We start from the raw sequence: 17,508 nt of genomic DNA, 5'->3' as shown, positions 1-17,508 counted from the left end.
ATGGGCTCATGACGGAGCGCGAAGCGGGACCAGAGACAGTGCCGGTGGAGTCCGTCGCGCAGGCGGTCAATCTGGTGGCGCGGGGAACTCCCGTCGACCGCAGCCGGCTGGAAGCAGAACTCGGGCGGCAGCCTGTGCTCATCGACTCGCTTCTCGATCTGTCGACCACGATGGCGCGGTGGCGGCAGAAGGACCATGAGCGTGCGGCTCTGCTCGAAAGCGCCTCAGAGCTCATCCAGGTCCGGGACACGAAGCGCCTGCTGCAGAAGCTCGTCGACAGAGCCAAGTCACTCATCGGCTGCGACATCGCCTACCTCTCGGAATACAACCCCGATACCGACGAGCTCAACGTCAGAGCCAGCCGCGGAGCCATTTCCCTCCAGCTCCCAGCGCTGCGCGTGCCACCGGGTGTCGGACTCGCAAGTCGCGTCGTACGTGACCGAGCCGCCCACTGGACCTCTGCCTACGACCTGACTCAACTGCCCCACGAACGCCGTGTCGACTCCGCCGTCAAGGCAGAAGGCATGGAGTCACTCCTCGGCGTCCCCATGGTCGTCGACGGTGAGGTCCTCGGCGCCCTGTTCGCGGCGAATCGCTACCCCCACGATTTCGCGGCCGATGAGATCACCTTGCTCTCCGCACTGGCCGATCACGCCTCGGTGATCCTCAAGACCGCTCGGCTGATGGGCGAACTCGCCGAGGCGGCCGCGGCCTCGGCAGCGTCGGAGGAGCTGGCCGCGGCCAAGGCGACCACCCTGCAGCGCCTCGTCGAGGTCGAGGAGCAGCTGACCCAACTGGTGCTGCAGGGCCGCGGGGCATCAGCAGTCACCGACGTCATCTCCCAAACCCTGCACGCCGAGGTGCTCATCGTTGACAGTTGGCGCCTCGATTCCCCCGAGTTCCCTCCCGACGATGGTTTCCTGACTCAGACCGATGTGAGCAAGGACGAGATCCTGGCCGCGCTGGACACCAGTCACCGCACCGGGCGAAGTGCTCAGGTCTCTGCCGATGGGCGACTCATCGCCGCCTCGGTGGCCTCGAACAGACGCCAGCACAGCGGACTGTTCGTGCACTTTCACAACCCGCCGAAGGACGGCGACCACAGCATCGTCGCTCAGGCTGCACAGTCCCTGGCGCTCATCCAGATGAACGAGCAGTCACGTGCCGATGCTGAGAACCGTGTGCGCGGCGAACTGGCCGTCGACCTCATCGCCGACACCAGAGGCCTGGACGAACTCCGCGCACGGGCACGCTCCAGCAACTTCACCCTGCTGGGACCCTGGCAGCTGGTGGTGGTCCAGGCAGGACCCAACGACTTCGATCGCATCGGCTCGTACCTGGCCCGGGTCGAGCCTCGGATCCTCATGACCCAGCGCTCTCCGGGACTGACCGCGCTGCTGCCCCGTTCCGCACATCGGACCCGAGCGCAGATGGAACAGCTGCTCACATCCTCAGAGATCCTGCGCGACTGCCTGGTCGTCGTCTCCGACACCGGCTTTCAACGCTCAGAGCTGCGCACCGCCGAAGACGAGCTGTGGTCGTGTGTGCGGGTCCTCAATTCGCTGTCGATCACCAGCGGTGTCTGTCCTGCCGAGGACTTCGCTCCCTATACGGCGATGTTCGGCACAGCTCCCGAACACGTCGAACGGTTCATGGAGCGCATGCTCGGCCCCCTGCACCATTGGGACCGGCGGCAGTCGGCTGATCTGGTCACGACTCTGCGCACGTACTTCGAACACAGCGGAAGCATTCGCCGCACCGCGACCGCTCTCTCGGTTCACATCAACACCGTCAAACTGCGCCTCGAGCGCATCGACACGGTTCTCGACGTCGACTGGCGAGCACCCGAGTACGCGTTCCGCCTCCACGTCGCCCTCCGGCTGGACCAACTCCAGCAGAAGAACTGAGCGCAACCAAGCTCAGCCCGCACAACCAGCGTCGGCCCGCGCAACCTGGCACGCACCCGGCACACCCCCGCTCCCCTGGCCACTACATCCATGTATCAGAGATATTACTGTCCGAAACAGCTATAGGCGATCGGTCCTCGAAGTGTTTGACTGAACTCTGCGCAGAAGTACTCCGCCCAGAAGTCCTCCGCGCAGAAGTTCTGACCGACGGAGGCAACCACAGTCGGCGGACACAGATTCGACGAAGACTCAACAGGAGACACAATGGCCAAGAACAGTCGTATTGCCGGCTTCCGCAACATGTCGGTCAACGAGCGTCGCAGCGCAGTGGCCGATGCCACCGGGCTCGACGCTGAGGCCCTCGCCCAGATCGATGCGACTGCGTTCGGCCCCGAACAGGCGGCGAACCTGAGTGAGAACGTCTTCGGCGTCTTCTCCCTGCCTCTCGGAACTGCCACCAACTTCACGATCAACGGCACCGATGTTCTTGTCCCCATGGCCACGGAAGAGGCGTCGGTCATCGCCGCTGCCAGCAACGCCGCCCGGATGGCACGCCCACAGGGTGGGTTCTTCACCAGCTCGACGCAGCCCATCATGCAGGCGCAGATCCAGCTCATCAATGTGGCCGACCCGCACGCAGCCCGCTCCCGCATCCTCGAGCACCAGGACGAAGTCATCGAGCTGGCCAATGCCCAGGATCCGAAGCTCGTCGAGGTCGGCGGAGGCGTCAAGGGCCTCGACGTTCGCCTCGTCGACGCGAAGTCGGCCACCTACGTCGTCGTCCATCTCCACGTCGATGTGCGCGATGCTATGGGTGCAAACGCGGTGAACACGATGGCCGAGGCCGTCTCGGGCAGCCTGGCCGCGATCGCCGAGGGCGACGCTCTCCTGCGCATCCTCACGAACAAGGCCGATCTGCGGCTGAGCCGTGCACGCGCCGTCTTCGACAAAGATCTCCTCGGCGGCGCCGAGGTCGTCGACAACATCCTCCATGCCTATGAGCTGGCCGCGGCCGACCCGTACCGTGCTGCCACCCACAACAAGGGCATCATGAACGGCATCTCCGCCGTGGTGCTGGCCACCGGCAACGACACTCGCGCGGTCGAGGCCGGTGCCCATTCGCATGCCCTGGCCGAGGGCCGCTACACCTCGCTGTCGACGTTCGAGAAGGATGCGAAGGGCGACCTCGTCGGCAATCTCGAGATGCCGATGCCCGTCGGTCTCGTCGGCGGCGCCACCAAGGTCCACCCGGCCGCCCGGACCGCACTCCAGATCGCCGAGGTTGGCACGGCGAAGGATCTGGCCGAGATCATCGTCGCCGCTGGTCTGGCGCAGAACCTGGCGGCCCTGCGGGTGCTCGCCACCGAAGGCGTTCAACGCGGCCACATGTCGCTGCATGCGAAGAACCTCGCCGTCTCCGCCGGCGCCACTGCCGAGGAGGCCACGACCATCGTGGCCAAGCTCATCGAAGAGAAGTCCTTCCGCTTCGACCGGGTCCAGGCCCTCCTCGCCGAGCTGCGTTCCAGTGGGCAGAAATGATGGACTCGCTCCCTCAGATCTTCGCCCAGGCGAATCTGCCGACTCAGGTCAAGGTCTATGAGGTCAGCGCCAGAGACGGGCTGCAGGCCGAATCGCTCACCCTGCCCGCCGAGGTGCGGACTCAGCTCATCTCCCGACTGGGCGGCGCCGGGCTGAGGTCCATCGAAGCTGGCAGCTTCGTCTCCCCCAAGGCCGTTCCGCAGATGGCCGACACCCGCGCCGTCCTCGACGAACTCGACCTCGGCACAGGCATCTCCTATCCGGTCCTCACCCCCAACCGACGCGGACTCGATGATGCGATGGCGGCTGGGGCCAAGGACATCGCCGTCTTCGTCAGTGTCACGGAGTCGTTCTCGCGGGCCAACCTCGGCGACGGCCTCGAGGTGACCACGGCACGCAACCTCGACGTGGCAACTGCAGCCACCAAGGCAGGGATGCGGGCCCGCGGATATCTGTCCATGGTCTTCGGCGACCCGTGGGAGGGCCCGGTTGACCCACAGCGTGTGGTCACCGCCGCACAGCAGCTGCTGGCGGCGGGCTGCTCGTCGATCTCGCTCGGCGACACGATCGGCACCGCGACTCCTGGCCACGTGAGTGTTGTCCTGCAGGCGCTGATCGACAGCGGCATCCCCGTTGAGGCAATCGCATTGCACACCCACAACACCTACGGTCAAGCACTGGCGAACGTCTACGCTGCTCTCCAGTTGGGGGTCAGCGAATTCGATGCTTCTGCCGGTGGAGTCGGCGGCTGCCCGTTCGCCGGTTCGGCGACCGGAAACCTGGCGACGGAGGACCTTCTGTGGATGCTCGACGGCCTGGGGATCTCGACCGGCGTCGACGTCCGCGCGGTCGCCGAAACGAGCCAATGGCTGAGCCAGCAGCTCGGCAAGCCACTGGCCTCGGCCACCTCGGCGGCCATCGTCAATCAATAGCACCACAGCCTTTCGGCCGGTCCGGGGTGCAGTCAGCCCGGTCCGCGTTCGCACTCCAGAAACACGACTCAACAACAGAAGGTAGGCGAAGATGCCACAACTGCTCGAAGTCTGGAATGACACCGTCGACTCGAAACACCTGGTCGGCAGCATTGCCATCGGAATCGGGGTGGCGGTGCCGGCGTTCCTCATTTCCGACCACCTCTTCACGTCCACCGGCGATGCGGAACTGGGACATTCCTATGCTCTCCTGATCGGGATCGTCGGCTGCATCATCGGCGCCGTGATCGCCGGGATCCTGTTCAAGCCCAAGCGCGTGATCACTCAGTCGCAGGCCGACACCCGCAATCGGCAGGAAGTCATCGACGAGGTTGTCGAAGAGTACGGAGAACTAGGCGACCCCCGCGATCTCAAACCGGCAGTGCAGGAGGAGATCCGAGCTCTCGGACTCTTCGATGCCCTGGTCGAAAATCATGAGAGCCGATCGAAGGGTGCCCAGCTGTGAGCGCGGATCTTCTCGAACCGATCCTGTGGGCGATCGGCATGGCCCTGCTGGCCGCAGTGCTCTTCACCGGAATCGGTCTCATCTCAGGCACCGATGAGACGGCGATCGTCGCACCCCTGGCACTGCTCGTCATCCTCATCGGCGTGCCTCCGGCCGGCGTCATCGCCTTCTTCCTCGCGGCGATCATCGCCAAACACATCTCGCATGCCGTCCCGACGACTCTGCTGGGGATACCGGGCGACACCACTGCCGTGCCCATGCTGCGAGAGGCGCAGCTCCTGCGGTCTCTCGGAGTGCCTCACATCGCCTTGCAGAAGGCCATCTCCGGCGGCGTCATCGCGGTGATCATTGCGATTCCGCTGTCGATCCTCTTCGCACTCGTCCTCACCCCATTCGCCGAGGCGATCGGTGCGGCCGCGCCATGGATCTTCATCGCGGCGGCGATCCTCGTCGCGTATACCTCGAAGGGAAAGCTGGCGGCAGTCCTCGCACTGATTCCCTTCGTGCTCATCATCGTCGGACTGCAGGCGTTCATCCTCGAGCAGAAGGACGCGACGTTCACGACGTCCTTCTTCCTGGGAATCGCGACCGGCCCGCTCATCTTCGATCTGTTCTCTGCCCTGTCGCCGACGGGCCGTCGATCGATGGCGCAGTCAGGCAAGCGAGAGTTCGACCTGGCTCCCGATGTTCGCCCCGCCGGCGGCGCGAAGCTGCCGAACCCCTTCAAAGTCTTGGACGGACAGCAGCTGGCCTACACCAGCGGTTCGGCAGCCATCACCAGCGCGACCTTCGTCTTCTCGCCGGTCGCCATGGCAGTGCTCATGGGTGAGATCGCCGGCAGTCGGATCAAGAACGGCTTCCATCGACTCACGACGGTCGTGTCCGTGAGGAACGGCACCACGGAATCGACCTATATCGCCGAGACCCTGATCCCGCTGATCGCCATCGGTCTCCCGCTCTCGCCCATGGCCGCAGGCCCGGCGGCGCCATTGTTCAACGCCCCGCCCGTCTACACTCTCGATGCGGAGACCGGCGAGACGAACAACCTGCACGACCTGCTCTCTACCGGTGAGTTCGCGCTCTTCTCTGTCATCGCCGCGGTCATCGCCATTGTGGTCGCCTACCCGTTCGTGATGAAGAACGCCCACCGGGCAGCCACCTGGGTGATGAGGTCGGTCTCCCACGAGGCGATCATCGCGGGCTTCGTCGCACTCATCTGCGTCATCTGCCTCTATGAAGGCGGACTGCTCGCACTCGGTGTGACCATCACCGTGGGACTGGTCGGCGGCCTGTTCAACAGAATGATCGGCATGCACGCGGGCGTCCAATTCATGGGCTACTACGTCGCCGTCCTCACAGTTCCGGCAGTGCTGGCCCTGTGACGCACGACGTCAGGAAACGTCACAGAAATTCATAGTCTAGTAATCGGATCGACTTAGTGGGTATTGTTGGCATCGAACGAATTGCTCAACAATTTTCAGCATGCTGAAAGGTCACTACTATGCGCCAGCTCATCGTCCTCGGGCTCGTCGGCCTCCTTGCCCAACTCATCGACGGCTCCTTGGGCATGGCTTATGGGGTGACCTCGACGACGTTGCTGCTGGCGGCCGGAATCGCCCCGGCGACCGCCTCGGCGGCGGTGCATTTCTCCGAGATCGGCACCTCGCTGGTCTCCGGCATCTCGCACCACAAGTTCGGCAACGTCGACTGGAAGACGGTCTCGATCCTCGCGATCCCCGGCTTCGTCGGGGCCTTCGCCGGCGCTACCTTCCTCACCAGCCTCAACGGTGACGCGGCCACACCGTGGATCTCGGGCATCCTGCTGGCCCTCGGAATCTATGTGATCTGGCGCTTCCTCGCCCTCGGCGGCCGCCGGCCCGAATTCAAGGGACGGCCCGGAGTGAAGCTGCTCGTGCCCATGGGTCTCGTCGGCGGGGCCCTGGACTCCATCGGCGGGGGCGGCTGGGGGCCGGTCGGAACCACCACGCTCCTGTCATCGGGGCGACTGGAGCCGCGTAAGGTCGTCGGTTCGATCGACACCAGCGAATTCGTCGTCGCGGTCGGCGGGTCACTCGGATTCCTCATCGCACTGGGCTCATCGGGCATCGACTGGTCGATCGCCGCGGCACTCCTGATCGGCGGAATCATCGCCGCGCCCGTCGCCGCCTGGCTGGTCAAGATCCTGCCGGCCCGGGTGCTGGCGATCGCCGCCGGTGGGATCATCATCCTCACCAACGCCCGGACGATCGCACTGGCGCTCGGGGCATCGACCCCGACCGTGTCGATCATTCTCGCGGTCCTCGCAGCAGCCTGGCTCGCACTCATCGTGCATGCGGTTGGAGTCGAACGCCGAGTCCGTCGAACCGAGCCCCTCGCCGAGGTGGAAGCCGAAGTCACCACCGGAAGCTGAGCACCCCGGACGGCTGGGCCCCCGGCCCCGCGTGCGGCCCGCTGTTACGATGACGGCATGCGGGTCACCACGAAATCCGACTATGCCCTGCGGGCCCTGATCGAGATCGCCGACGTCGTCGACGGCGGGCCCATCAGCGCCGATGAGCTTGGCAAGCGACAGACCATCCCCAAGGGATTTCTCCAGGCCATCCTCGCCGATCTGCGCAGGGTCGAGATCGTGGCTTCGGTCCGCGGCAAGTCCGGCGGCTGGAAGCTGACGAAGCCGGCGAGCGCCACCACGGTTGCCGATGTCATCCGGGCCGTCGACGGACCGTTGGTCTCGATCTACGGTCAACGTCCCGAGGCCGTCGAGTACGACGATGCCGCCGAATCCCTCCAACAGGTGTGGATCGCCGCGCGCTTCGCCCTGCGCGACGTCCTCGAGCAGGTGACCATCGAGGCGCTGGCGGCGAAGACACTGCCCGCCGAGGTGACTGAGAAGGTCGCGATCGAAGACGCATGGACCCCGCACTGAGCGTTCACCCTCCGACGCGAACCCCGGTCACCGGCGGGCACCTGCTCACCGCCACTGTGCGGTGACGGTTCCCACGTCGGCGACCACCTCGGCGATGGCAGCATTGTGGGCGGCGACGATTGGATCGTGTCGAGCGACCTGCGCACTCGCCTCCGCCGTCCGTGCGCGGGAGACGAGGAGCACGTCGCGGCGGCAGGCGTCCATCGGCATCGGGATGACCTCGACCGTCGGGTCCTCCGGGACCGAGGAATCGGGGATCACTGCGACCGCCAGCCCTGCGGCGATCATGCGGATGATCGCCGCGTAGTCGTCCATCCTCATCCCCACCCGGGGTTCGAAGCCCGCGGTCACGCACAGCGACCTGACCACCTCGTCGATGGCGTCACCAGGGTCGATGCTGAACGCCCAGGTCTGGGAGACGAGCGAGGTGAGGTCGGGCATGCCCACGGCATCGAGTGCGATCGGTCCGACGGACTTCGGTACGCAGAGGAAGAGCTGCTCCGAATACAGGTGCTTGGCCGTCAGGGTCGACGGGATCCACGTCTTGTCGATGTCGGTCGAGACGAGCAGGGCCAGATCGAGGTCACCGGCTTCCAGTCTGGCGACGAGCTTCGCATGCTCGTCCAAGGTCACATCGAGCGCCGCGGCCGTCATCTCGGCATTCCTGCCTGCGGTCGTCGCCTCCGCGGGAGCAGGATTCTCGGAGGCCATCTCGTCGTGTGCCTGCCAGCGAGCCCGCTTCTGCAGCTGGTTGTGCAGCTTCGGAATCACGCGGGCGCCGACCGTGGGGACAGCCCCGATCCGAACCGGGACGGCCTGATCCTCTCGCCACAGCGCCACCTCGGCGCCGAGGCGATCGCACAGCCCCAGGATCTCGATCGCACGTGTCACGACGAGATTGCCCACGACCGTTGGATGCGACCCGCGGGGACTCTTCACGATCAGCGTCGACCCCAGCGCCCTCTCCAGGTTGCGCAGGTGGTGGTTGACCGTGGGCTGGCTCCACCCCAGTGCGGCCGCTGCCGCTGCGACCGAGCCCGATTCGGCAATCTCACGCAGGGCCGAGAGTCCACGGGTATCGAGAGCTTCCATCATCCTCCGCACATCAGATCAATAGTGTGTATTCATCAGTTTAGGAAACTTGGTATTCTCCCGGCAAGGGTTCACTCCCTAACCTGGATCTATGACCGTGCACCAGGATTCCCACATGACCTCCGTCTCAGATCGTTCGGCACTCCCGGGGAACGCGAGAACACACGCTCCCTATGCCGATGCACTGCAGGCGGCGGCCGAGCGTGACTCGCTGTTCCTGTCCACCCCCGGACACGGCGGCACCACCACGGGAATCTCTGCAGGTCAGGCCGAATTCTTCGGCGAGCACATCCTCTCCCTGGACATCCCCCCGCTCTTCGACGGCATCGACCTCGGCGTCGATACCCCGAAGGACGAAGCCCTGCAGCTGGCCGCCGAGGCCTGGGGCGCCAGGCGCACCTGGTTCCTCACCAACGGCTCCTCGCAGGGCAACCGCATGGCAGCACTGGCGATCGGCACCCTGGGCACGGGTGTCGTGACCCAGCGCAGCGCCCATTCGAGCTTCATCGACGGCATCGTACTGGCCGGACTCAACCCCGGCTTCGTCTACCCCAATGTCGACGAGGTCAACGGCATCGCCCACGGAGTCACCCCGGACTCGCTGCGTCAGGCCATCACCTCACACCCCGAGACGGTCAGCGCCGTCTACCTCGTGACCCCCAGCTACTTCGGCGCCGTCGCCGACGTCAGGGCACTGACAGAGGTGGCCCACGAAGCCGGCGCCGCCCTCATCGTCGACGCCGCATGGGGTGCCCACTTCGGCTTCCACCCCGATCTGCCGGAATCCCCCGTCACCCTGGGCGCCGACATCGTCATCATGAGCACCCACAAGCTCGCCGGCTCATTCACCCAATCAGCCGTCCTCCACCTCGGCGACACCGAATTCGCGAACCGACTCGAGCCCGCGCTGGCCCGCGCCTTCATGATGACGTCGTCGACCAGCGAGAACGCCCACCTCATGGCCTCGATCGACATCGCTCGCCGGGACCTCGTGAATTCGCGTGACGCGATCTCGTATTCGCTGGAGAACATCCGCCACATCCGTGCCCGGATCGAAGGCTCCGAGCACTACCACCTGCTCTCCGGGGACTTCATGAACCATGCCGATGTCGTCGACATCGACCCCTTCCGCCTACCCATCGACATCACCTCGACGGGGCTCGACGGTCATGCCGTGCGCAAACGCCTGACCGAGGATTTCGACATCTTCGCCGAGATGGCGACGGCCACGACGATCGTCGCCCTCATCGGCGTGGGCAAGTCCCCCGACCTCGGCCGGCTCTTCGACGCCCTCGATGCGATGCGCCTTGAGAACACCGAGACCAGACCCGCCGAGGCGGTCGCGGCGTCGGCCGGGGCGGTGACGGCGTCGGCCGGGGCGGTGACGGCGTCGGCCGGCATCCCCGCCCTGCCGAGTGCGGGAAAATTGGTCGCCCTACCGCGCGATGCGTATTTCGCGGATTCCGAGCTCGTTCCCGCCGCCGAGGCTGTCGGCCGTACCAGCGTCAGCTCCCTGGCCGCATACCCACCCGGCATCCCGAATGTCCTCCCAGGTGAGGAGATCACCGCAGAGACCGTGGAGTTCCTGCAGGCCGTGGCCGCGAGTCCGACGGGACACGTCCGCGGCGGCGTCGATTCGACACTGGCCACATTCCGCGTCCTCAAGGACTGACACCAGTCCGGCGCCCCGGGCCGCTCCGCCCATCTGGCTGAACTGGTTGAGTGTTCAAATAGTGGTATTGACTGCGGAAAGCCGTCTTGTCCGCTACAGTCTCGACTTGAGGATAACTTTCTCGCAGAGTGCACTTCCCTTATTCTCACTGCCGGACCCAAGGCAGTTTGCAATGAAGCAGTCGCAGACTGCATGACGTAACCGATTGGTTCAGGACCGGATGGACGCGCAAGCACATAAGCCAGGGGAAGAACTCGCCGATTTCACGGAGAACGAGCTCCTCTCGCTCATCGACGCCGGAACCGCCGGCGCCTACTCGGAGATCTACCGCCGCTACATCGACGATGCGGTCGCCAGAGCTTCATCCTCCCTGCCGGACGCCGACGCCCGGGCTGTTGCCGACGATGCCTTCCTCAGCGTGCTCAGATCCCTGCTGAACGGAACCGCCGACACTGCCGAGGGCCTTCAGTCCAAGGTGAACAACGCGATCGACGAGCGCCTCGCCGTTCGTCAGCCCCGAGCCGATTCGTCCCTCCAGGGTGCGCCTGCAAGCGACCAGGGTCAGGCCAGTGCCCAAGACGGGGTCGACCCGAATCATGCTCTGCTTGCGCAGGCGATGTCGACCCTGCCCGACAATTGGCAGCGGATCCTGTGGCTGCGAGAAGTCGAGCAGCTCCCGACTGAGGCCGTGGCGGACAGGCTGAATATCCGCACAACAGTTGTCGAACGACTCTCGAGTCGTGCCCACCAGGATCTGCAGAAGGAGTGGGATAAGGTGCGCCCCGAGGGCAGCGATGCGGCTGCCGATCGCCGTTCCGCTCTCGTTCCTGCCTTCCTGACCTCGCCGATCGTCATCGAGCGGCTCGCGGACGTCGTGGCTCACACGCCCCCCGAACCGGCAGGATTTCCGGTTGCCGGCACGGCGTCAGCAGCTGCAGCACCGGCGGTTGGTGCCGCGGTAGCTGGCGCCGCGGCACCGGAAACAGAATCGGCACCCGAAGCGTCATCGGCACCTGAAACGTCACCGCAGCCGGATGCCGACACCGCAGCGGAGGCCACGGGTGCAGCCGTCTTCGCCGACGCCGACTCAAACAACGAATCGCCTGAGTCCGCCGAAGGCGCTGAACCCGCCGAAGACACCGAGCCCGCCGGAGACGCCGAGTCCAGCCGGACCGCTTCGCTCGCCGCGGTGAGCGCATCGGCCGACCCGGCACACATCCCTGCTCAGACATCGATCGCAGCTTCCTCACGATCCGGCTTCAGTATGCCGAAACCCGTGCTGATCCCTGTGATTGCGGCGTGCATCGGCCTCCTCGGGACTCTCGTCGGCCTCGCCATTGTGCCGCACCAGGAGGAGAGTCTGAGATCCGGAGGCGGAACATCGAATGTCTCCAAGGTGGACACGTCCTCCGAGGACGAGGACTCCAGCCGTGACGAGCAATCGCCCGATGACACCGACTCACGCAAGGGAAGCCGAGAGCAAGGGTCGGAGAACTCGCAGGCGTCGGTTCCCGGTGCCTCGGATCAAGACGAGGACGAAAAGTCCTCCCCGAGCTCACAGGACGATGCTGGTCGAACAGGCGAGGATTCCCCGTCCAAGGACACCTCTGACGATAACGGCGATAGCCCGTCGTCGAGGAACCCCGATGATCCGGGCCCTTCGGATTCTGATCGTCCAGATGCGGACTCGCCATCCGACCCCACACCGTCCGAGTCCGAATCACCGTCGGATGAACCATCAGAGCCGGACGAGCCTGCACCTACGACGGATCCCGAGCCGGAGCCCGACCCCACACCGACAACGGAGCCCGAGCCGGACCCGGAGCCGACTCCGACCGATCCACCGCCAGAAACGGACGAGCCCGAATCGCCTCCGGCAACCGACTCCCCCGAGCCGGGTCCCTCGGAAACCGGAACCGACTCAGAACCGACGTCAGACGAGCCCACAACCTGAACCTCCACAGCTTCGACTTGAGATGCGGCGAACAGCCCCTGCTCGGCGCCCGCCCCAAGCCTGGCCTCCTCCGCCAGGACTGAGTGAGTGCATCTGAACCGAATTCCCCGGCAGGGGCCCTACCGAAACTGCGCCCGGGCCCCTGCAGGAATCGCGCCGACACCACGCAGGGGCCCCGCCGCTGTTCCGTCACAGCTCTGCGCCCAATAAACGCAGGTCCGCCTGACGTAAATATGATGCCCGTTCACACTTGACCCGCAGAATTCTCGACCCAGAGACAATTTTTCGTGACTCAGCTCACCGATTTTATTGACATGGGTGTTTAATCGAGTAACGATGTTCTGCATTGTCACAAACCAACCTCTCAGAATCTACGAGTTCTGCGGCTGGCAGATAACCGAATTTCATCTGAAACGAGGCACCTCTGATGTCAGAAGACGTCGAAAATACCGCGCCTAAAGCGGAGAAACCAGCCCGCCGAGAACGCAAAGCACTCAAGAAGAAGCGCTTGGAAGCCGATCACTGCATCGTCATCGAGCCGAAGTCCATCCGCACCGCCATCGGCGGCACCACGGTGGGCAATTTCATGGAATGGTTCGACTTCGGTGTCTACGGCTATCTCGCCGTGACGATGACCTCTGTCTTCACCGAAGGCATGGACAGGCAGATGGGTCTCCTCGTCACGCTGCTCGGCTTCGCGGTCTCCTTCCTCGTCCGTCCGCTCGGCGGCATGGTGCTCGGGCCTCTCGGTGACAAGATCGGGCGACAGAAGGTCCTCTTCTTCACGATGGCCACGATGGCCACCGCCACCGCCCTCATCGGCGTGCTGCCCACCGCAGGCCAGATCGGCCTGTGGGTGATCATTCCCCTCTACCTGCTCAAGATGATCCAGGGCTTCTCCACCGGCGGCGAATACGCAGGTGCAACCACCTACGTCTCCGAGTTCGCACCGGACAAGTCGCGCGGATTCTGGGCCGCCTGGCTCGATGTCGGTTCCTACCTCGGCTTCGCGGCCGGTGCGGGCACCGTTGCCATCACCACCATCATCTCCACGGCCGTCGCCGGAGACACCGCGATGGTCGACGGCGGCTGGAGGATCCCGTTCCTCATCGCCATTCCACTCGGCGCCGTCGCCATCTGGTTCCGCCTGAAGATCCCCGAGACACCGAGCTTCGAAGCCTCGGTCGCCGAGGGACTCGATGTGAAGGTCAAGGACGACAAGTACGCTCGCCACGGCCTCATCGGCGTCGTGCGTCACTTCTGGAAAGAGATCCTCATCGGCATCGCCATCGTCGCGGGTTCGCAGACCGTGGGCTACGCACTGACGAGCTTCATGCCGACCTATCTCGAGGAAACCGTCGGGGTCACGAACGTCCAGGCCGCCATTGTCACCATCCCGGTGCTCGTCATCATGTCCGCGTGCCTGCCGCTGATCGGTCGACTCTCCGACAAGATGGGCCGCAAGTTCGTCTTCCTGGTGGCTTCGGGAACGACGATCGTCCTCATGGTCCCGGCCTTCGCGATCATGCAGATCGGTGAGATGTGGGCGGTCACCATCGCCCTGTTCATGGTCGCGTTGCCTGCCGGCTTCTACATCGCCTGCCTCGCATCGACGCTTCCGGCCCTGTTCCCGACAGCATCGCGCTACGGTGCCATGGGACTGACGTTCAACCTCGGCGTCTCGCTGTTCGGAGGCACCACCCCGCTGTTCAGTCAGGCGCTCATCGACCTCACCGGGAACTCGTACATGCCGGCGTTCTACATCATGTTCTTCTCGATCGTCGCCTTCGTGGCGGTGCTCCTGATGAAGGAATCGGCGCACAGGCCGCTGCTCGGTTCATTCCCAACCGTTGCCACGCACGAGGAAGCTGTCGAACTGGCCCGCACCCAGGATGACAACCCCGACCTCGATACGGATTCCATGCCGATCCCGATCGTGAAGGTGTGATCCTGCCGGGCTCCGCTAGCGGTTCTCGGCGCGTTTGAAGTAGAAGAGGTTGTCGACGACGAGGGCGCGCGCCTCGTCGGTGCGACCCGTCTCGATGAGGCCGACGAGGTCGACGATCTGCTGCGCCGACTCGGAGTCGACTATGGTCGCGATCGAATGTGCCGCAAAGACTCGTGACTGGTCGCGCAGGCGCAGGCTGATCTCCGCAGCCCTGCGCCCGAGCCCGTATTCGAGAAGATGTTCGTGGAACAGCCGGTCGGCAGTCATGAATCCGACCGTGTCGCCGTCCACGGCTGCGGCCTGGGCATCCTCGGCATTCCGGCGAAGTTCACCGAGCGCAGTCTCGCAGGATGCTGGATCCTCGGAGACCCGCGCGCACAGGGCCTCTACCGCGGGATCGGCGAGAAGGGCCCTGATCCGGATGATCTCCTCGAGATCGTCCCTGGTCACGGGCACCAGCCGGAAGCCCCTGTTGGGCACGGCTTCGACGGTGCCTTCGGTGACCAGAGACATCATTGCTTCTCTGACCGGACTCAGCGAGATGCCTAGCTGCTTGGCCAGTCCCGCTGCCGAGTAGATCGTATCCTCGTCGAGGTCGCCGGTCGTGATCGCATGGCGAATGACGAGGAGCGCATGCTCCCTCAACGTCGGGGCCGAATCGGGTCGGGGTGGTCCCGGCGCAAGCCCCGGCCGCGGCGTCGACGGCGCTGCCGACCCTGGTGTCGATCGCTTCACAGCAGGTGAGGCTGACTCGTTACTGATCAAAATTCTCCTTGGATGACTATTGACAGCATAGCCGCAACGACTCACGATTGAGTGAAGTAATCGGTTATCGACTACTACCTTTTCGATCGAGTCGAATTGGGGTTGTCGACACCACGGTGTGGTTCCTGCGAAGCAACCACTGTCGTTCCTGCGAAGAAGGAGGAACCATGTCCCTCGATCCTCTGCTCCAGCCATTCACGTTGGGGTCTGTTCAGCTCAAGAACCGCATCGTCTCCACCGCGCATGAGCCTGCCTACACCGAGCTCGGCATGCCCAAGGACCGGTATCGCCTCTATCACCGGGAGAAGGCCCGCGGTGGGGTGGGGCTGACGATGACAGCCGGATCGGCCACGGTGTCCAAGGACTCCCCCGCCGCGTTCGGCAATGTCGACCTCTCCACCGACGAGGTGGTCCCGTGGCTGTCCGCGATCGCCGAGGATTGCCACGCCGAAGGCACCGCCGTCATGATCCAGCTGACCCACCTGGGTCCGCGCAATTCGAACTTCACGGCCGACTGGCTGCCCCTCGTCTCATCAGGGCGGCACCGCGAACCCACCCACCGCTCCTTCACCAAAGCCATGGAGGACTTCGACATCGAGCGCGTGGTCGACGACTTCGCGGCGGCAACGGCACGGGTGAAGGCGGCTGGGTTCGACGGTCTGGAGTTCCTCCACACCGGCCACCTCATCGACTACTTCTTCGCCTCCAGATTCAACGACCGCGAAGATGACTACAACGGCGACCTCGCGGCTCGCATGCGCTTCCCTTTGAGGATCATCGACGCGATGCGCGGCGCCTCAGACGGACTCGCCCTCGGCGTTCGCATGTCGGTGCTCGAGCAGTTTGAGAACGGCATCACCGAGGACCTCGCCATCGATGCACTCAAGGAATACGCCGCCCACGGCATCGACTTCCTCAACCTCAACGTCGGCACCATCAGCTCGGACAAGGAGCTCGCCGAGGCGATCCCGGGCATGGGCACACCCTCGGCACCATGGCTCGAGACCTGCCGTCGTATCCGGGAGTCCATCGACATCCCCGTGCTCCACGCGGCCCGGATCGCCGATGCGCCCACCGCCCGCTTCGCGATCGAGGACGGCTGCCTCGACCTCGTGGGCATGACCAGGGCACAGCTGGCCGACCCTTATCTCGTGAAGAAGATCGAGGAGCACCGCGAGGACGACATCCGCCCCTGTGTGGGCGCGAACATGTGCCTCGACAGCATCTACACCTCCGGTGCCGCGACCTGCATCCACAATCCCGCCAGCGGGCGTGAGGCCGATCTGCCGCAGGAGGTCACCCGCGATGTCGGCGTCGGCCCCAAGCACGTCGTCATCGTCGGAGCCGGCCCGGCAGGTCTCGAGGCCGCGCGTGTGGCCGCAGTGCGCGGACATCGCGTGACCCTGCTCGAGGCCGATTCGGTGGCCGGAGGCCAGGTGAGGATCGCCGCCCACTCTCAGCGCCGCCGCGATCTCATCGGCATCATCGATTGGAGGGTCCAGCAATGTAGAAAGCATGGGGTCGACATCAAGCTGGACACCTTCGCCGAGGAGGACGACATCCTGGCCCTAGCACCCGACGTCGTCATCATCGCCACCGGGGGCGTGCCCGATGCCAGCTACCCGTTCCGCGAGGAGGGTCCCTCCTTCGACGTCTGGGATGTCATGAATGACTGCCTGCGGAACAAATCCCGAGTCCTGGTCTTCGATGACCACGGCTTCTATCCCGCCCTCGACGCTGTGGAGCATCTGGCCCGCAATGGACAAGAGGTCACCTACGTCAGCCCCGAGCGCACCATCGGCGTCGATGTCGGTTCCATGAATTCGCCCGCGTATCTGCAGGTGTTCTCCGAATTCGGTGTTACGGTCCACCTCGGCGAAAGGCTCGCGGCAAAACCGCAGACCATCGGCAAGCTGGTCACGGCGCGACTGCGCAACGACTACTCGGGTCTCGAAACCGAGCTGGAGACCGATGCGGTCGTGGTGGACTTCGGTACGACACCCAACGACGAGGTCTATTTCGCGCTCAAGTCGCACTCGTCCAACTTCGGCGAGATCGATCTCGACGCCTGGGTCCACGGAAAGACCCAACCCGACCGCATTCATGATGGCAGCACTGCCAATCACACCGCCGCCGAGGCGAGTGCTCCCTTTGCGCTCTACCGGATCGGTGATGCCGTCGCTTCCCGCAACGTCCATGCCGCCATCCTCGAGGGACTGCGTGTGGGGATGGGGCTCTGATTGAATCTGCGCTGCTGAGGAATCAGTA

13 protein-coding genes are annotated in these 17,508 nt (G+C 64.7%); 11 read left to right on the top strand and 2 right to left on the bottom strand.

From position 1 onward, the window contains the following. Positions 1-8: 8 nt before the first annotated feature. The 7 genes from BLT92_RS10370 to BLT92_RS10340 all read left to right on the top strand — a co-directional run bounded on the left by BLT92_RS10370 (position 9) and on the right by BLT92_RS10340 (position 7,809). Positions 9-1,907 (top strand): helix-turn-helix domain-containing protein, encoded by a 1,899-nt coding sequence (locus BLT92_RS10370; RefSeq protein ID WP_092105416.1) that lies wholly within the window; start codon positions 9-11, stop codon positions 1,905-1,907. A 264-nt stretch (positions 1,908-2,171) separates the two neighbouring features. Then, positions 2,172-3,446, top strand: a complete 1,275-nt coding sequence (locus BLT92_RS10365) for a hydroxymethylglutaryl-CoA reductase, degradative (protein WP_092105414.1) — start codon at positions 2,172-2,174, stop codon at positions 3,444-3,446. Next, complete coding sequence (locus BLT92_RS10360; protein ID WP_331712245.1) at positions 3,443-4,378, top strand: hydroxymethylglutaryl-CoA lyase; 936 nt, start codon at positions 3,443-3,445, stop codon at positions 4,376-4,378. The genes BLT92_RS10365 and BLT92_RS10360 overlap by 4 nt, the downstream gene beginning before the upstream one ends. A gap of 91 nt (positions 4,379-4,469) precedes the next feature. Then, entirely contained in the window at positions 4,470-4,883 is a 414-nt protein-coding gene (locus tag BLT92_RS10355) for a hypothetical protein (RefSeq protein ID WP_092105411.1), read from the top strand. Next, positions 4,880-6,265: a tripartite tricarboxylate transporter permease gene (locus BLT92_RS10350; RefSeq protein ID WP_092105409.1), complete on the top strand. Its 1,386-nt coding sequence runs from the start codon at positions 4,880-4,882 to the stop codon at positions 6,263-6,265. Before BLT92_RS10355 ends, BLT92_RS10350 begins: the two co-directional genes overlap by 4 nt. Before the next feature lie 119 nt (positions 6,266-6,384). Further along, a complete protein-coding gene (locus BLT92_RS10345; protein ID WP_092105407.1) occupies positions 6,385-7,293 on the top strand; it encodes a sulfite exporter TauE/SafE family protein in 909 nt (302 codons plus the stop codon). A gap of 57 nt (positions 7,294-7,350) precedes the next feature. Next, entirely contained in the window at positions 7,351-7,809 is a 459-nt protein-coding gene (locus BLT92_RS10340) for an RrF2 family transcriptional regulator (protein ID WP_092105406.1), read from the top strand. A 45-nt stretch (positions 7,810-7,854) separates the two neighbouring features. On the opposite strand, the gene BLT92_RS10335 is transcribed toward BLT92_RS10340, so the two are convergent. After that, positions 7,855-8,904, bottom strand: a complete 1,050-nt coding sequence (locus BLT92_RS10335; protein ID WP_231939135.1) for a LysR family transcriptional regulator — start codon at positions 8,902-8,904, stop codon at positions 7,855-7,857. Between the two features lie 112 nt (positions 8,905-9,016). Between BLT92_RS10335 and BLT92_RS10330 the strand changes: the two genes are divergently transcribed. The 3 genes from BLT92_RS10330 (at position 9,017) to BLT92_RS10320 (ending at position 14,475) form a co-directional block, all read left to right on the top strand. Continuing rightward, positions 9,017-10,573, top strand: a complete 1,557-nt coding sequence (locus BLT92_RS10330; RefSeq protein ID WP_092109107.1) for an aminotransferase class I/II-fold pyridoxal phosphate-dependent enzyme — start codon at positions 9,017-9,019, stop codon at positions 10,571-10,573. Positions 10,574-10,793: 220 nt separating this feature from the next. Beyond that, positions 10,794-12,527 (top strand): hypothetical protein, encoded by a 1,734-nt coding sequence (locus BLT92_RS10325; protein ID WP_092105402.1) that lies wholly within the window; start codon positions 10,794-10,796, stop codon positions 12,525-12,527. A 427-nt stretch (positions 12,528-12,954) separates the two neighbouring features. Continuing rightward, on the top strand, positions 12,955-14,475 hold the full coding sequence (locus BLT92_RS10320) for an MFS transporter (protein WP_092105400.1): 1,521 nt from the start codon (positions 12,955-12,957) through the stop codon (positions 14,473-14,475). A gap of 15 nt (positions 14,476-14,490) precedes the next feature. On the opposite strand, the gene BLT92_RS10315 is transcribed toward BLT92_RS10320, so the two are convergent. Beyond that, a complete protein-coding gene (locus tag BLT92_RS10315) occupies positions 14,491-15,120 on the bottom strand; it encodes a GntR family transcriptional regulator (protein ID WP_231939134.1) in 630 nt (209 codons plus the stop codon). A gap of 287 nt (positions 15,121-15,407) precedes the next feature. On the opposite strand from BLT92_RS10315, the gene BLT92_RS10310 reads away from it, so the two are divergent. Beyond that, a complete protein-coding gene (locus BLT92_RS10310) occupies positions 15,408-17,480 on the top strand; it encodes an oxidoreductase (RefSeq protein ID WP_092105398.1) in 2,073 nt (690 codons plus the stop codon). The last annotated feature ends 28 nt before the right edge of the window (positions 17,481-17,508 follow it).

Source organism: Brevibacterium picturae (assembly GCF_900105045.1).
In the GTDB taxonomy this organism is placed as follows: domain Bacteria; phylum Actinomycetota; class Actinomycetes; order Actinomycetales; family Brevibacteriaceae; genus Brevibacterium; species Brevibacterium picturae.
This window is presented reverse-complemented; position numbering and strand designations above follow the sequence as displayed.

Bases quoted from the DNA above. Each gene is read 5' to 3' on its own strand.
- BLT92_RS10370 (WP_092105416.1), top strand. From the start codon at position 9: ATGACGGAGCGCGAAGCGGGACCAGAGACAGTGCCGGTGGAGTCCGTC.
- BLT92_RS10365 (WP_092105414.1), top strand. From the start codon at position 2,172: ATGGCCAAGAACAGTCGTATTGCCGGCTTCCGCAACATGTCGGTCAAC.
- BLT92_RS10360 (WP_331712245.1), top strand. From the start codon at position 3,443: ATGATGGACTCGCTCCCTCAGATCTTCGCCCAGGCGAATCTGCCGACT.
- BLT92_RS10355 (WP_092105411.1), top strand. From the start codon at position 4,470: ATGCCACAACTGCTCGAAGTCTGGAATGACACCGTCGACTCGAAACAC.
- BLT92_RS10345 (WP_092105407.1), top strand. From the start codon at position 6,385: ATGCGCCAGCTCATCGTCCTCGGGCTCGTCGGCCTCCTTGCCCAACTC.
- BLT92_RS10340 (WP_092105406.1), top strand. From the start codon at position 7,351: ATGCGGGTCACCACGAAATCCGACTATGCCCTGCGGGCCCTGATCGAG.
- BLT92_RS10335 (WP_231939135.1), bottom strand. From the start codon at position 8,904: ATGATGGAAGCTCTCGATACCCGTGGACTCTCGGCCCTGCGTGAGATT.
- BLT92_RS10330 (WP_092109107.1), top strand. From the start codon at position 9,017: ATGACCTCCGTCTCAGATCGTTCGGCACTCCCGGGGAACGCGAGAACA.
- BLT92_RS10325 (WP_092105402.1), top strand. From the start codon at position 10,794: ATGGACGCGCAAGCACATAAGCCAGGGGAAGAACTCGCCGATTTCACG.
- BLT92_RS10320 (WP_092105400.1), top strand. From the start codon at position 12,955: ATGTCAGAAGACGTCGAAAATACCGCGCCTAAAGCGGAGAAACCAGCC.
- BLT92_RS10310 (WP_092105398.1), top strand. From the start codon at position 15,408: ATGTCCCTCGATCCTCTGCTCCAGCCATTCACGTTGGGGTCTGTTCAG.